Annotated in this window: 8 protein-coding genes and 1 pseudogene; 3 read left to right on the forward strand and 6 right to left on the reverse strand. The window is 69.2% G+C overall.

Annotation, left to right across the window (positions count from 1 at the left end; all coding sequences use genetic code 11):
* Positions 1-69: 69 nt before the first annotated feature.
* From pulA to OG736_RS13605, 6 genes are all read right to left on the reverse strand, one after another.
* A complete protein-coding gene (pulA, locus tag OG736_RS13580) occupies positions 70-5,487 on the reverse strand; it encodes a pullulanase-type alpha-1,6-glucosidase (protein ID WP_327182661.1) in 5,418 nt (1,805 codons plus the stop codon).
* Positions 5,488-5,918: 431 nt separating this feature from the next.
* Complete coding sequence (locus OG736_RS13585) at positions 5,919-7,295, reverse strand: alpha-amylase (RefSeq protein ID WP_327182662.1); 1,377 nt, start codon at positions 7,293-7,295, stop codon at positions 5,919-5,921.
* Positions 7,296-7,431: 136 nt separating this feature from the next.
* The gene (locus OG736_RS13590) at positions 7,432-9,120 is read right to left on the reverse strand and encodes a glycoside hydrolase family 13 protein (RefSeq protein ID WP_327182663.1); all 1,689 of its coding nucleotides are present in this window, start codon (positions 9,118-9,120) and stop codon (positions 7,432-7,434) included.
* Between the two features lie 186 nt (positions 9,121-9,306).
* Positions 9,307-10,209, reverse strand: a complete 903-nt coding sequence (locus tag OG736_RS13595) for a sugar ABC transporter permease (RefSeq protein ID WP_327182664.1) — start codon at positions 10,207-10,209, stop codon at positions 9,307-9,309.
* A gap of 13 nt (positions 10,210-10,222) precedes the next feature.
* Entirely contained in the window at positions 10,223-11,227 is a 1,005-nt protein-coding gene (locus tag OG736_RS13600) for a carbohydrate ABC transporter permease (protein ID WP_020126748.1), read from the reverse strand.
* A 115-nt stretch (positions 11,228-11,342) separates the two neighbouring features.
* Positions 11,343-12,617: an extracellular solute-binding protein gene (locus tag OG736_RS13605; RefSeq protein WP_327182665.1), complete on the reverse strand. Its 1,275-nt coding sequence runs from the start codon at positions 12,615-12,617 to the stop codon at positions 11,343-11,345.
* A 398-nt stretch (positions 12,618-13,015) separates the two neighbouring features.
* Here OG736_RS13605 and OG736_RS13610 point away from each other — a divergent pair, with 398 nt between their 5' ends.
* The 3 genes and pseudogenes from OG736_RS13610 to OG736_RS13620 form a co-directional block, all read left to right on the forward strand.
* The gene (locus OG736_RS13610) at positions 13,016-14,050 is read left to right on the forward strand and encodes a LacI family DNA-binding transcriptional regulator (RefSeq protein ID WP_327182666.1); all 1,035 of its coding nucleotides are present in this window, start codon (positions 13,016-13,018) and stop codon (positions 14,048-14,050) included.
* 131 nt (positions 14,051-14,181) lie between these two features.
* The gene (locus OG736_RS13615; protein ID WP_327182667.1) at positions 14,182-15,042 is read left to right on the forward strand and encodes a phosphatase PAP2 family protein; all 861 of its coding nucleotides are present in this window, start codon (positions 14,182-14,184) and stop codon (positions 15,040-15,042) included.
* A 49-nt stretch (positions 15,043-15,091) separates the two neighbouring features.
* Positions 15,092-15,313 (forward strand): annotated as a pseudogene (locus tag OG736_RS13620) (TetR/AcrR family transcriptional regulator); the annotation flags it as partial.
* Positions 15,314-15,421: the final 108 nt, after the last annotated feature.

Here is a 15,421-nt window from a genome sequence, read left to right on the forward strand (position 1 = left end):
GTCGACCCTCGGACTCACCGGTGGAGCAGGCCGGATGGAAGGCCTGCTCCACCAAGGTAATGCCCCTGTCTAGGGGGTCGTCCGGGAGAACACCGCGACGGTCCGGCCCGGCACGTCGAACGTGCCGGACTCCGTCGCGTACGACGCGGTCCTGACGGTGGGGTCCGACCCCGCCGCCTGCACCGGGTGCAGCCGGTATCCGGTCCCGGCGAGCGCGTCTACGGTCTGCTTCCGCGCGGTCGGCGTCGCGTTGAACACGACGACGAGGTCACCGAGTTCCATGGTGATCACCCCGGGCGTCTCGTCCTTCCCGGACAGCGGGAAGGAGAGCGTCGACTGCACCCGCTCGGCCGTCCCGAGGGAGAACACCTTCTCGGTGGTGCGGACCCTCAGCAGATCCCGGTAGGCGGCGGAGGCGGCGGTGATCTGCGGGCAGCCGACCCCGACGGTCGTCAACAGTGACTTGGCGTAAGGCCACTTGGCGGCGTTGTCGACGGCCGGTGGCAGTCCCCGGCCGAAGCCGTTGCCGGCGGCGCAGTTCCAGTGGATCGCGTTGAACCAGTCCCCGCTGTCGTAGGAGTTGCGGTCCAGGGACTTGGAGCGCAGCAGGTCGGTGCCGGCCTGGGACAGGGCCGGGCCCTGGGAGAGCGCGGCGGTGGCCATGGCGAGGACCTGCATACGGGCGCGGTCGGCCGCCGAGGTGTCCCCCGGCAGCTTGTACGCCAGCGCGTCGAACAGCGACTCGTTGTCGTGCGCGTCGACATAGGCGAGGGCGTCGCCGGGCGCGTCCGCGTAGCCGGCCGGGGCGCCGTTGTAGTCGACCTCGGCGCCGGTGACCTCCTTGCCGTCGGTGTCCGTGAAGCCGTACGAGGCGAGGTTGCCGCTCAGCCCGACCTTGATCAGGTCCTGGTAGTGCAGCAGTCGGGCCTTCTGCTCGGCCGAAGTGCCGTTGTTCGTGGATGAGTTGGGGTCGGTGTAGAGCCCGGACGCGAAGCCCTGGACGCCCGGGTCCTCGTCGAACGGCCCGCCGCCGCGCACGGCGTCACGCGCCCGGTCGGAGAAGGTCGCGACGCCCGTGCCCGCCATGTTCTTCTGGGTGGCCTGGACGAACCGGGCGTCGTCGGCGACCTCGCCGAAGTTCCAGCCCTCGCCGTAGAGGATGATCTTCTTGCCGTCGACACCGTCCTTGGCGAGGGTCAGCGCGTCCAGCGCCTTGCGCACCGCCAGGATGTTGGCCTTGGGGTGGTGTCCCATGAGGTCGAAGCGGAAGCCGTCGACCTTGTACTCCTTGGCCCAGGTGACGATCGAGTCGACGACCAGCTTGCCCATCATCGCGTTCTCGGTCGCGGTGTTCGCGCAGCAGGTGCTGTTCGCCACCGAGCCGTCGGCGAGCAGCCGCTGGTAGTAGCCGGGGACGATCCGGTCGAGGACGCTGGTCGCCGCCTGGCCGCTCGCCGCCGTGTGGTTGTAGACCACGTCCATGACGACCCTGAGGCCCTCCTGGTTCAGCGACTTCACCATCCGGCGGAACTCGACGGTACGGGCACTCCCGTCCGGGTCGCCCGCGTAGGAACCCTCGGGGACCGTGTAGTGGTACGGGTCGTAACCCCAGTTGTAGGCGTCCTTCGCGGCGGTCGCGGCCACGCACTCCTGCTGCTTCTCGGAGTCGGCCGGATAGGAGGCCAGGTCGCAGTCGGGGGTCGACTGTGCGGCCTTGTCCTCGGCGATGGTCGCGATGTCGAAGACGGGCAGCAGATGGACGTACGACGTGCCCGCCGCCGCCAGCTCCCGCAGATGCTTCGAGCCGTCGCTGTCCCGGTCCGTGAAGGCCACGTAGGTGCCCCGGTCCTGGGCGGGGACGGTCGTGTCCGCGACGGAGAAGTCCCGGACGTGCAGCTCCTGGATCTGGGCGTCCTTCAGCGGGACGGCCTTCGGCTTGGTGAGCGTGGACCAGCCGCCGGGGGCGAGGGCCTTGTCGTCGAGGTCGACGACGAGACTGCGCCCGGAGTCGGTGGTGAGGGCGACCGAGTAGGGGTCGGTGACCTTGTTGGTGACGACCTTGCCGACACTGGGCGCCCACACCGTCACGGCGTACCGGTAGGGCTTGTTCTTCCAGGACCTGGGCCCGGTGACGGACCAGACGCCGGTGGAGCCGTCGCGCTTCATCTTCACGGTGGAGCCGTCGAGCTCCAGGGAGACCTGCTGCGCCGTCGGGGCCCAGACGGCCAGGGTGGGCCGGCCGTCGCGGAAGGTCGGACCGAGCCGCGCCTTGGTCGCGCCGGTGTACAGGTCGTCCAGCACGCCCGCGATCTGCACACCCGTCGCCGCCAGCACCGCGCCGTTCACGGCCCGTTGGGAGGCGACGACCTGACCGCTCAGCGCCTCACGCACCCGGTCCCGGTCGCGTGGGTCGACGGACCAGGCGGTGTAGGCCTTGAGGTGCGGGTACGCGGCCTTCTGGGCGTCGGTGAGAGCGGTCTTCGTCAGCCGCAGCCACTTGGCGGCCCCGGTGAGGGTGCCGTCGGCGACCGCGATCGAGCCCTTGCCGCTGTACAGCAGCTGGGTCGAGGCGGCGGCCTCGGAGCCGTTCCAGGCGACGGTGTTCCGGTCGATCCAGACCGCCTTGGACGTGGTCAGGTCGAGGGCCGCCGCGGAGCCGGCCGGCTGCGGGAGCAGGTACTTCTCCTGGCCGCTCAGCAGCCACACCTCGTGCCCGTTGCTCGTGAGGTCCAGCGACTGATCGGTCGGGAGGTCCTTCTCGTCGCCCTTGTGCAGGATGTAGCTGAGGCTGGTGGCGCCGGCGGTGAGCGGCACCTCGAAGACCGCGCCGTACGCGTCGGTCGTGGTCGGCTTCAGCGGGTTCGACCACTCGGTGGGGTCGGCGGCGCCGGTCCAGGTGTGCAGACCCCAGCCGGTGTAGTCGCCGTCGGCGCGGTGGTAGTGCAGGACGGCCTTGCCGGTGTCCTGGGCCGGGTACTCGGGCTTCTCCGTGAGGAGGCCCTCCTTGCCCTGCTCGATCCAGACCTCGCCGGTCTTCGTGACGTCGATCGTGCGGTCGGCGGAGACGTCCTTGTTCCCGTCCTTGTCGATGACGAGGAACCCGACGGACGAGGCGCCCGGCTTCAGCTTGACGTGGGCGAAGGCCCCGTACGCGTCCCGGCCGACGAAGGGATGACTGTCCGGCCAGGTGGTCGACTCGCCGTCGGCGAGGTCGCCCCAGGCGTACAGGCCCCAGTCGGCGTAGTCGCCGTCGGTGCGCTTGTAGTGGACGATCGCGTAGTCGCGGGAGGAGGCGGTGGGGGTCTCCTCGGCGGGCGGGGTGCCGGTGACGGAGGCCGCGGTGGCGCTCGCCGTGCGCCCGGCCGAGTCGACGACGACCGCCTTGTAGCGCAGGGCCGTTCCCGCGGGTACGTCCGCGTCGACGGTCTGCGTGACCCGGTAGGGGGCGTGGTCGGCGGAGCCGAGGGTCTGCCACTTGCCGTTGCCGGTCTGGGCGGCGAAGACGACCCGGTTGAGCTGACCGCCGTCCACGTCGGCGCTCAGCTCGACGGTGCCGGTGGCGCCGGCTGCGGGGGCGTGCAGGGCGACGGTCGGCCCGGCGGCCGGGGCGGGCAGTGTGCGGGTGGCCTTGAGAACGACGGCCGAGCCCGCGGGAACGGTGACGGTGATCTTCTTGTCGGCTCCGGCGGCAATCGTCTTGTCGGTGCCGTAGATCCCGCGGAACGCGGTGTTCGCGGAACCGGTTGCGAAGGTCGCTTCCTGCGCCGTCCCGGCGTTGTTGAAGGCGACGACGTACTCGGTCGTGTCCTTGCCGGTGCCGTTGCGGGAGAAGGCGTAGACGCCGGCGCCGTCCGCCGCGTAGCGCTCGGTCTGGACGCCGTCGGTGAGGGCGGGGTTCGCTTTGCGGAGCTTCGCGAGCGCAGCGATCTGCCGGTACAGCGGGGCGCCGGTGTCGTAGGCGTCGTTCGCGTGGGTGCGGTCGGTGCCGATCTCGTCGTCGTCGAGGTAGTCGGCCGTCTTCGACGCGAACATCGTCTGGCGGGCGTCCTTGTCGCCGCCGGAGCCGGTGAAGCCCTGCTCGTCGCCGTAGTAGACGACCGGGTTGCCGCGGCTGAGGAACATCAGCTCGTTGGCGAGCTTGTCCTTGGCGAGGAGTTCGGCGTCGGTGGCCTTGGGGTTGTCCTGGTTCAGGAAGTACCCGAAGCGGCCCATGTCGTGGTTGCCGAGGAAGGTGACCTGCTCGTAGGCGTTGGCCTTGTCGGTCGTGTACTTGTAGTCGTCGGCGAAGACCGAGGCGAGCTTCTGCGCGCTGCCGCCCTGGGAGGCGTACTGGCGGGCCGCCTCCTGGAACGGGAAGTCGAGCGTGGCGTCGAGGCGGCCCTGGGTGACGTACGGGGACGTGATCGAGGTGTCGGCGGAGTAGACCTCGCCGAACATGAAGAAGTCGTCCCGGCCCTGCTCGGCGGCGTAGGCGTCGAGGGCCGTGGCCCACTGGGTCCAGAACTCCATGTTCACGTGCTTCACGGTGTCGATCCGGAAGCCGTCGATCCGGAAGTCCCGCACCCAGCGCTGGTAGATCTTCTCCATCCCGCGGACGACCTCGGGGCGCTCGGTCCACAGGTCGTCGAGCCCGGAGAAGTCCCCGTACGTGGTCGACTCACCGGCGTAGGTCGAGTCGCCGCGGTTGTGGTACATCGTCGGGTCGTTGAGCCAGGACGGGACCTTCGCGTTCTGCTGCGCGGCGGTGACCGTCGGGGTGCGCGGGAAGGATCCGGCGTCCACGGCCGGGAACTTCGTGCCGCCGTCCGCGTAGTCGGCGTCGTCGAAGGGATCGCCGTCCTTCGTCAGGTACGGGAACGCGCCCTTGGACAGGTAGTCGTAGGACTTCTCCTCGTAGTCGACGACGTCGGCGGTGTGGTTGGTGATGACGTCGAAGAAGACCTTCATGCCCTTGGCGTGCGCCTTGGAGATGAGGGTCTCCAGGTCCTTGTTGGTGCCGAAGTGCGGGTCGACCTGGGTGAAGTCGGTGATCCAGTAGCCGTGGTAGCCGGCCGAGGCGTTGCTGCCGGCCCCCTGCACGGGCCGGTTCTTGAAGATCGGCGCCATCCAGATGGAGGTGGTGCCGAGGCCCTTGATGTAGTCGAGCCGCCCGGTCAGGCCCTTGAGGTCACCGCCCTGGTAGAAGCCCTTGTCGGTGGGGTCGTAACCGGTGGTGAGGCGTGAACCGGTCAGCCCGCCCTTGTCGTTGGCGGTGCTGCCGTTGGCGAAGCGGTCCGGCATGACGAAGTAGAACTGCTCACGGGTGTCGTCGTGGCGGGCCGGGGCGGCGGCCAGCTTCGCGTCGGACGGCGGTGGGGGCGGGCTGTCCGCGTGCGCCGCGAGGGGCTGCACGAGGGCTGCGGCCAGCGCGGCCACGGCGACGGCCGCGATCCGTCGGGCGGTTGGCGCGGTGCGGCGCGTCGGGGGCGCCGGCCATCTCGGTATCACAGGCGGGAACTCCTTGCGATTGCGGCTCTCTCGGGTCCGACCCCGACGCCGCGGGACGGCTTCGTCGCCGGGCGCCCGCGTGACCGTATCGCTGACGAAAGGTTTACAGCAAGAGACTTGCAACTCACAGCAAGAACTTTCACCAGAACCTTGACGTGCCCAGCGAGGAGCGCGATCGCCTTCCGCCGGCTACCCGATCCGGTCGGGCGGTGAGCGTGCCGGTCGACACGTCCTTCGAGTACAAGTACGTCAAGAAGGACTCGGCCGGGAACGTGACCAGGGAGTCGGTACGAACCGCGCACACACCACCGGCAGTTCGGCCGGGTGCTCCACGAGCGACACCTGGAAGCAGGACGACCTCGCCCCTCGCGTACCGCGCACTGCCGGAGACGACGGTGCGCGGTCGCGTGAACGGGCGGACCGGGGGACGGTCAGCAGCTCGACTTGCCCGCGTAGACCGCCAGCGCCGTGCCCGCGGCGAGGGTCGCCGTGAGCTGGCCCGAGCCGTTCACGGTCACGGTCGTGTTGTTCTGCACGTTGCAGTAGGTGCCGGCGGCGAGGGACGTCTGGTACGTCCGGCTGAGGGAAGCGCTCTCGTGGTTGATCGCGACATACCCCTTGCTGCCCCGCCCGAAGGCGATCGCGTCGCCCCCGTTGTCCCACCAGTCGGTCATCGCCGCGCCCCGCGTGGCGTTGCGGAAGGCCACCATGCGCAGGATCTCCGGCCAGGCGTGCTGGCACTTCCAGCCGTTCTGCCAGCAGGCGCTCACGGCACCGCCGTCGGGCGGCCCGGCGTCCGCGTCCGACCACTCGTACCCGGAGTTGATGTCCGGGGCCCCGTAGGGATACGCGAGCATGAAGACGTTGGCGAGCGTGTAGTTCGCGCCGTCCTTGTAGGTGAGGGTCGATCCGTTGCGCTCGGTGTCGTGGTTGTCGACGAACACACCGGCGGCGGAGCTGCTCAGATAGCCCCAGCCCTCGCCGTAGTTCTTCAGGTAGGCGAGGTTCTCGCTGTTGAAGACCCGCTTGAGGTCGTAGGCGTAACGGAACTCCTGGACGTCCCCGTTGCCGGTGTACTCGGTCGGCTGGACGGCCTCTCCGCTGCCGTAGATGACCTCCTGCTTCCAGTACACGCCCGGGTTCGTCAGCCGCGACTTGATGTTGGCGAGGTCGGCGGTGTCGATGTGCTTGGCCGCGTCGATACGGAAGCCGTCGACCCCGAGGGTGAGCAGGTCGTTCATGTACCCGGCGACGGTCTTGCGGACGTACTCCTCGCCGGTGTCCAGGTCGGCGAGGCCGACCAGCTCGCAGTGCTGGACGTTCCAGCGGTCGGCGTAGTTGCTGATCTGGGAGGTGCAGTCGTCGAAGTCGTACGAGGAGTACAGGCCCGGGTAGGCGTACTTCGTGTACGAGGAGCCACCGGTGCCGGTACCGCTGCCCGCCGACATGTGGTTGACGACCGTGTCGACGACGACCTTCACGCCCGCCGCGTGGCAGGTGTTCACCATGCTCCGGAAGGCCGTCCGGTCGCCCAGCCGGCCCGCGATCTTGTAGCTGACGGGCTGGTACGACGTCCACCACTGCGAGCCCTGTATGTGCTCGGCGGGCGGGGAGACCTGGACGTAGCCGTAACCGGCCGGGCCGAGGGTGTTGGTGCACTCCTTGGCGACCGAGGCGAAGTTCCACTCGAAGAGGACGGCGGTGACGTCCTTGGTGCCGGGCGGGGCGGCGGACACGGCCGTGGGGGCCATGACGACGGCTGCGGCGGCCAGGGCGAGGGCGCCCGAAAGGGGTCTGCTGCTTGCCATGTGGGGAAGTCCTTCTCCGTTGAAGGCTCTTGCTGAAACATGTCAGCAAACTTGCGGTGACGGAGATGTTAAAGGCCCGCTGCCTGAAAAGGCAGCGGGCCGTGTGAAGTTGATGCAAGAAATTTCAGAGACGCCGTCAGGCCGTCGTGAACCACACCGTCGTGTCCGCCGGAAGCTTGGCCTCGCCGGCCTCCGTCTCGGTCACCTCGTCGCTAGCGAGCAGCACCCGCCCGTACGCCGGGGTCGTCACCGACTCCCCCGTGGTGTTCGCCACGCACACGAACTCCCCGCGCCGGAAGGCCAGTACGCCCGCCGGGGCCTTCAGCCACTCCACCGCGTCGCCCGCGCCCAGGTCGGGCCGCGAGCGGCGGATGCCGAGGGCCGAGCGGTACAGCTCCAGCGTCGAACCGGGCACCCCTTGCTGCGCCTCCACGCTCAACTCGCCCCAGCCGGACGGCTGGGGCAGCCAGCTGCCGCCGTCGCCGAAGCCGTACGACGAGCCCTCACGCGTCCACGGGATCGGGACGCGGCAACCGTCACGGAAGCCGTCCTGGCCGGCGCCGCGGAAGTACGCCGGGTCCTGACGCACCTCGTCGGGCAGGTCGACGACGTCCGGCAGGCCGAGCTCCTCGCCCTGGTAGACGTACGCCGAGCCGGGCAGCGCCAGCATCAGCAGCGTGGCCGCCCGCGCCCGCCGCAGACCGGCCTCGCGGTCGCCGGCCGTGCGGATCTGGGTGCCGAGGCCGGGCGGGTTGGCGAAGCGGGTGGCGTGCCGCGTCACGTCGTGGTTGGACAGCACCCAGGTGGCGGGGGCGCCGACCGGGCGCATCGCCTCCAGGGTGCGGTCGACGACCTCGCGCAGCTGCTCCGCGTCCCACTCGGTGGACAGGTACTGGAAGTTGAAGGCCTGGTGGAGCTCGTCGGGGCGGACGTAGTTCGCGGTGCGCTCGACGGTCGGGGTCCAGGCCTCGGCGACGAAGATGCGCTCGCCCGAGTACTCGTCGAGGATGAGCCGCCACTGGCGGTAGATCTCGTGGACGCCGTCCTGGTCGAAGAACGGCATGACATCGTTGCCCAGCAGCTTGAGTTGGTCATGGGCACCGAGGTCCGGCAGACCCGCCGCCTTGACCAGGCCGTGGGCCACGTCGATACGGAAGCCGTCGACGCCCATGTCCAGCCAGAAGCGCAGGACGGAGCGGAACTCGTCCCCCACCGCCGGGTGTTCCCAGTTGAAGTCGGGCTGCTCGGGGGCGAAGAGGTGCAGGTACCACTCGCCGGGGGTGCCGTCCGGCTCGGTGACCCGGGTCCAGGCGGGGCCGCCGAAGATGGACTCCCAGTCGTTGGGCGGCAGTTCGCCGTTCGCGCCCTTGCCGGTCCGGAAGTGGTAGCGGTCCCGGAGGGAGGAGCCGGGGCCTTCCCGCAACGCCCGCTTGAACCACTCGTGCTGGTCGGAGGAGTGGTTCGGGACCAGGTCGACGATGATCCTCAGGCCCAGTTCACGGGCGTCCCGGATGAGCGCGTCGGCGTCGAGGAGGTTGCCGAACATGGGGTCGACCGCGCGGTAGTCGGCGACGTCGTAACCGGCGTCGGCCTGCGGGGAGGCGTAGAAGGGGCTGAGCCACACGGCGTCCACGCCGAGGTCGCGCAGGTACGGGAGACGGGAGCGTACGCCTTCCAGGTCGCCCATGCCGTCGCCGTTGCTGTCGGCGAAGCTGCGCGGGTACACCTGGTAGATCACCGCGTCCCGCCACCAGTCACGGCGCTTGGCGACGGTGGCGACAGCCGAGGTGGGGGTGGGGGCCGGGGCTGCGGGCTGCTGGCTCATGGCGTCCTTGGTACGTAACGGAGTTGCTGACATGGAGTGTTGGGGCTCGGCTTCGTTGTCGAGGGCGAGTGGTCTCGAGGCGGGTCGACGAGGCGGTGGATGAGGCGGCCGCGGTGCCGGCGGGGTCGGATGGACACCGCGGCCGCCACCCGCGCACCTGACGGCGCGCGGGAGTCTCGTACCGGCTCAGCCCTTGGTGCCGCCCGCGGTGAGGCCGGTCACCAGGTTCTTCTGCACGAGGTAGAAGAACACGGCGGCGGGTATCGCGATGAGCACCGCCGTGGCGGCCATGAGGTTGCGCTGGGCGTCGTGCTCACTGACGAAGGACTGCAGACCGACGGCAAGGGTGTACTTGTCGTCGCTGAGCATGAACGTCGACGCGAAGGCGACCTCGCTGAAGGCGGTGAGGAAGTTGTAGAAGGCGGCCACCGCGAGACCGGGCTTGGCGAGCGGCAGGATCAGCCGGAAGAAGGTGCCGAACGGGGTGAGCCCGTCCACGCGTCCCGCCTCGTCGATCTCGAAGGGGATGGTGTCGAAGTACCCCTTGAGCAGCCAGGCGCTGTACGGGATAACCGTCGTGCAGTAGACGAGGATCAGGCCGAAGTAGTTGTCGATGAGCTGCAGGTCCGAGAGGATCTGGTACATCGGCACCATCAGCACGGCGACCGGGAACATCTGGGTGACCAGCAGCACCCACATGAACTTCTTGTAGCCGGGGAAGCGCATCCGGGAGACGGCGTAGCCGGTGGTGGCGGCGATGAGCACGCCGATGGCCGTGGTGCCGAGCGTGACGATGAGCGAGCTCTTCAGCCAGTCGAAGAACTGGGTGTGCTGGAGGACGAACGTGTAGTTGTCGAACGTCATCTTGTCCCAGATGCCGCCCGGGTGCAGATAGTCGTCCGTGTCCGGGCCGAGGGACAGATAGACCAGCCACGCGATCGGGAAGAGCGCGATGACGCTCGCGACGATCAGGACGCCGTGGGAGGCGAGGGAGCCGGCGAGGGTGTTCTCGCCGCGGCGCCGCGCGCGCGGGGTCTTGGAACGCTGCTCGCTCACGGGGGCGGAGGTCTCGGCGGTGGTGCTACTCATGGGAACTCCTGCCTCAGATCGCGAGCTGCTGCTCGTTGCGGTTCAGCCAGCGGCGGTAGAACGAGGTGAAGACGATCAGAATGGCCAGCAGCAGGATGCCGTAGGCGGCGGACTGGGCGAAGTCACGCGGCTGCTGTCCGAATCCGAGGTAGTACGCCCAGGTGACGAGGATCTGCGCGTCGGGGGCGGTGTTGCCGAACAGCAGGAAGATCACGGCGAACTGGTTGAAGGTCCAGATGATGCCCAGCAGGACGACGGTGGAGCTGACGGACCGCAGCCCCGGCAGGGTGACGTACCGGAAGCGCTGCCAGGCGCTGGCGCCGTCCATCTCGGCGGCCTCGTAGAGGGAGGCGTCGATGGCCTGGAGGCCTCCGAGCAGCGAGATCATCATGAAGGGCACACCGCACCAGGTGTTGACCATGATCGCGGCGAACCGCTGCCAGAAGGTGTCCTCGAGCCACAGTGGCGAGGGCAGATGCAGGGCGTCGAGCGCGGAGTTGATGATGCCGCCGTCGGCGAGCATGAACCGCCAGCCGAAGACGGTGACGAAGGTGGGCACCGCCCACGGCAGCACCAGGATCAGCCGGTACAGGGTCCGCCCGCGCAGCTTCTGGTTGAGCAGGAGCGCGAGGCCCAGTCCGATGCCGTAGTGCAGGGCGACACAGGCCGCCGTCCAGACGATCGTCCAGATGAAGTGCGACCAGAAGCGGTCGTAGGCCGTCGGGCCCCAGAGGATGTCGGCGTAGTTGTCGAGGCCGATGAACTTGTAGGTGGCGTCGATGTGGTTGACGCCGATCGTGCGCGCGGTGTTCAGGCTGTTGGCGTCGGTCAGCGTCAGGTACAGGCCGTACACCAGGGGGTACAGCACGAGCACGCCGAGGACGACCGCCACCGGGGCGATCATCACGTACGCGTACCAGTGCTTCTGGTAGCCGCGCCTCAGGCGCCCGGCCGGCCCGGGCTTCGGCTCACGGTCACCGCGGCGCTTGCCGGTCGCGCGGTCGATGGCGACTGTCATGGTTCGACACCTTCTGGATCTTCACGCTGGATCTTCGACGGGGTGGTACGGCTCACAGACAGGTGGCCGCCGGATCTCTCCCCCCATGTGTGGGAGATCCGGCGGCCACACCGGCTCACTTGCTGAAGTCCGGCACCAGCTTGGCGATGGCGGTCTCAGCGGTGCTCAGGCCCTTGTCGAGGGTCTCCTTGCCGCCCGCGATCTTGGGCAGTTCGGTGTCGAGCGGACCCCAGAGGGAGCTGTACTCCGGCAGCGCCGGGCGCGGCTGGGCGGCGGACAGGACCGTCTGGTAGCCGGCGATGCCCGGGTCGGCCTTGACGGCGGCGGTGTAGGCGTCGTCGCGCGTCGGCAGCGTGGAGTTCTTCTGGGCGATGGTCGCCTGGCTCGCCGCCGAGGTCATGAAGTTGACGAACTTCAGCGCGGCGGCCTGGTGGGCCTTGTCCGAGCCGGCGTAGACCGAGAGGTTGTGGCCGCCGGTCGGGGCGCCCGCCTTGCCGGCCGAGCCGGCCGGGACGGTGGCGATGCCGAGGTTGTTCTTGTCCGTGAAGGCGCTGCCCTTGTAGAAGTTGGTGATCTCCCACGGGCCCTGGACGATCGCGGCGACCTTGCCGTTGACGAACGCGTCCTGGATGTGGGCGTACGCGTCGGCGGTGGTGTCGGCCTTGTGCAGGCCCTTGCCGTCGAAGAGGCCCAGCCAGGTGCCGTACGCCTTCTGCGCGGCGGCCGAGTTGACGGTGATCTTCTTGGCGTCGGCGTCGACGGTGTCGGTGCCCTCGCCGTAGAGGAAGGACTGGGCGTAGTAGGCCTGGGTGGAGCCCCAGTAGCCGTCGACGCCGGTCTTCGCCTTGATGGTGGCGGCGGCGGTCTTGAGGTCGTCCCAGGTCTTGGGGGCCTCGGTGATGCCGGCCTTCGTGAAGAGCGCCTTGTTGTAGACCAGCGCGAGCGTGTCCGTGACGATCGGCACGCCGTACGTCTTGCCCTCGTACTTGGCCTGCTCGATCAGGTTCGACTTGAACTTGGCCTGGTCCTTGAGAGCCTCGGTGCCGTCCAGCGGCAGGAAGAAGCCCTTCTTGGCGAAGGCGGGGGTCCAGCCGACCTCGGAGCGCAGCACGTCCGGGGCGCCGGAGGCACCGGCGGCCGTGTCGAACTTGTTCTGCGCCTGGTCGAAGGGCACGTTGACGTACTTGACCTTGACGTCCTTGTTGGCGGCCTCGAACTGCTTGACCAGGGCCTGGTACGTCGGCGCCTCATTGGTGGCGTTGGAGGTGTCCCACCAGGTGATGGTGACCGGCCCGGACGAGTTGTCGCTGCCGCTGTCGTCCCCGCCGCAGGCCGTCGCCGCGAGGGCGAAGGACGCCACCAGCGCGGTGGCCGCTATGCCACGCCGCATGAGTTTCTCCTTGAGGGTGAGAGCCCGTTTAGCTACAGGAAGCGGTCCCGTCCGCTGTCCTGCCGACTCCGACCGCGCCGTTGCTGCCGTCGGGCGACGTGAACGTAACAGCGATGTAAGCGGCACGAAAGACCTTGCAGCAAAAAAGTGCAAGACATCACCGAAGTTATCCGCGCGTGATCCGTGCGTGACCTCCCCTCGACCGCCGTGAGACCGTAGTTGTCGCGGTTGAGGGGCCTCGCAGCGGGGCACGGGACCGCTGTGCAAGACTCTGCAAGCTCTTGCCATCACTTTCATGAGGGAGCGCGATGACGCAGCAGCCCGCGGGCCGTTCTACAGGTCGCCCACGGCGTCCGATCGGTGTGCAAGTCAGCACCCGACCGGTACAGTCCACCCCTGTGACCACACGGCTTGCCGACATCGCTGCGCAGGCGGGGGTGAGCGAAGCGACCGTCAGCCGCGTTCTCAACGGCAAGCCCGGTGTCGCCGCCACCACCCGCCAGTCCGTGCTCGCCGCTCTGGACGTCCTGGGCTACGAGCGCCCCGTCCGCCTGCGCCAGCGCAGCGCGGGTCTGGTCGGCCTGATCACGCCGGAGCTGGAGAACCCGATATTCCCGGCCCTGGCCCAGGTCATCGGCCAGGCACTGACCCGCCAGGGCTACACCCCGGTCCTCGCCACCCAGACACCGGGCGGCTCCACGGAGGACGAACTGACCGAGATGCTGGTCGACCGCGGAGTCGCCGGCATCATCTACGTCTCGGGCCTGCACGCGGACACCACGGCCGACATGCAGCGCTACGAGCAGCTGCGGGCGCAGGGCGTCCCCTTCGTGCTGGTGGACGGCTTCTCCCCGAAGGTCCAGGCACCGTTCATCTCCCCCGACGACCGGGCGGCGATGACCCTGGCGGTCACCCACCTCGTCTCGCTCGGTCACACCCGGGTGGGACTGGCGCTCGGCCCCAAGCGGTTCGTGCCGGTCCAGCGCAAGATCGAGGGCTTCGTCAGGTCGGTCCAGGAACAGCTGGGCCTCAACCCCGAGACGATCGAGACCGACCTGGTCCAGCACTCCCTCTACACCCTCGAAGGCGGCCAGGCGGCGACCACGGCCCTGATCGACCGGGGCTGTACGGCGATCGTCTGTGCCAGCGACATGATGGCGCTGGGCGCGATACGGGCGGCCAGGCAGCGCGGCCTTGCGGTGCCCCAGGACATCTCGGTGGTCGGCTTCGACGACTCCCCGCTGATCGCCTTCACCGACCCGCCCCTCACGACCGTCCGCAAGCCGGTCCCCGCGATGGGCCAGGCCGCCGTCCGCACGCTCCTCGAGGAGATCGGCGGGACACCGGCGCCGCACAGCGAGTTCGTGTTCATGCCGGAGCTGGTGGTGCGCGGTTCGACCGCTTCGGCGCCCGGGGACCGTAATCGTCCGTAGGGCGGAGACGTCCGGGTTCCCCCCAGTACGCCGGCAGTAGGCGGAGCGGTCCGGCCGTCGTAGAAAGTGCGGGCCGAACCCGACCGAGGGATGATCGGGCCAAGAGGTCTTTTCTGGCAGACTTTGTGTCCATGGGTGAATCGACTGTGACGCCATTGGAAGGCCGTGACCAGGCCCTTCCAGACCCCGTCACGGCCGCGCCCCGGCAGCGCCGCCTCCACCGGCTGCGCAGCCCCCGCCGGCCTCGCCTCTGGTTCGAGATCCTCCTCGTCGGCGTGAGCTACTGGACGTACTCACTGGTGCGCAACGCGGTCCCGGAACAACGCTCCGAGGCGCTGCGCAACGCGGACTGGATCTGGCGCGTGGAGCACAGCCTCGGCATCGCCTTCGAGGAGTCGGTCAACCACACGGTGAACTCGGTGACCTGGCTCATCGTGGGCATGAACTACTACTACGCGACCCTGCACTTCATCGTCACGCTGACCGTCCTGGTCTGGATCTACCGCAGCCACCCGGGGCGCTACGCGGCGACGCGCCTGGTGCTCTTCGCCACCACGGGCGTGGCCCTGGTCGGCTACTACCTGTACCCGCTGGCGCCCCCGCGGCTGATGCCGGGCGCCGACTTCGTCGACACGGTGATGGTCCACCAGACCTGGGGCTCGATGGCCTCCGGCGACCTCAAGCACATGTCGAACCAGTACGCGGCGATGCCGTCCATGCACATCGGCTGGTCCGTGTGGTGCGGTCTGACCGTGTTCGCGCTGGCCAAGCTGCCCTGGGTGCGCATCCTGGGCCTGCTGTACCCGACGGCGACCCTGGTGGTGATCGTCGCGACGGCCAACCACTTCTGGCTGGACGCCGTGGGCGGCGTCCTCTGCCTGGCCTTCGGCTTCGCGGTGGCCCGCGTCTGGTACGGGGCCCTGCCGTACGCCCTGCCGAGAAGGGTGCCGCCGAAGGGGCAGGGCAGACCCCTGCTCCCCACGAAGGCCTGACGCTCGGCGGCACCTGTCGCTCGGCAGCACACGCCGGGCGCCGCGCTCCGTGATGCCGCTGATCACCGCCCTGGAGAACCTGGTGCTGGGCTCGGCCCTGGTCCTGGCGGCCCCCGAGACGATGTGGGAACTGACCGAGGAGAGCCCCACCCCGCATCTGGCAGAGGCGCTGGTGGCGGTGGCCGAGAGCCGGGCGGACCAGGCCTTCGAGGTGGGCCTGACGGGACTCATGAACCACGCGGGGACCTTGCGGGCGGACGGCTCCGCGTAGCCCGAGGGGTACCGCGGTGACCGGCGGTGCCGCACAGCCCGCGGGGTGCCGCGCGGGAGGGCGGGTGCCGCGGCGGCCCTACCGACGCCGCCGTGGCCCGGCCGGCGT

It is taken from the genome of Streptomyces sp. NBC_01334, assembly GCF_035983595.1.
In the GTDB taxonomy this organism is placed as follows: domain Bacteria; phylum Actinomycetota; class Actinomycetes; order Streptomycetales; family Streptomycetaceae; genus Streptomyces; species Streptomyces coriariae.

Coding starts and splice junctions, on each gene's coding strand:
- OG736_RS13600 (WP_020126748.1), bottom strand. CDS start 11,227: ATGACAGTCGCCATCGACCGCGCGACCGGCAAGCGCCGCGGTGACCGT.
- OG736_RS13585 (WP_327182662.1), bottom strand. CDS start 7,295: ATGGCAAGCAGCAGACCCCTTTCGGGCGCCCTCGCCCTGGCCGCCGCA.
- OG736_RS13590 (WP_327182663.1), bottom strand. CDS start 9,120: ATGAGCCAGCAGCCCGCAGCCCCGGCCCCCACCCCCACCTCGGCTGTC.
- OG736_RS13595 (WP_327182664.1), bottom strand. CDS start 10,209: ATGAGTAGCACCACCGCCGAGACCTCCGCCCCCGTGAGCGAGCAGCGT.
- OG736_RS13615 (WP_327182667.1), top strand. CDS start 14,182: ATGGGTGAATCGACTGTGACGCCATTGGAAGGCCGTGACCAGGCCCTT.
- OG736_RS13605 (WP_327182665.1), bottom strand. CDS start 12,617: ATGCGGCGTGGCATAGCGGCCACCGCGCTGGTGGCGTCCTTCGCCCTC.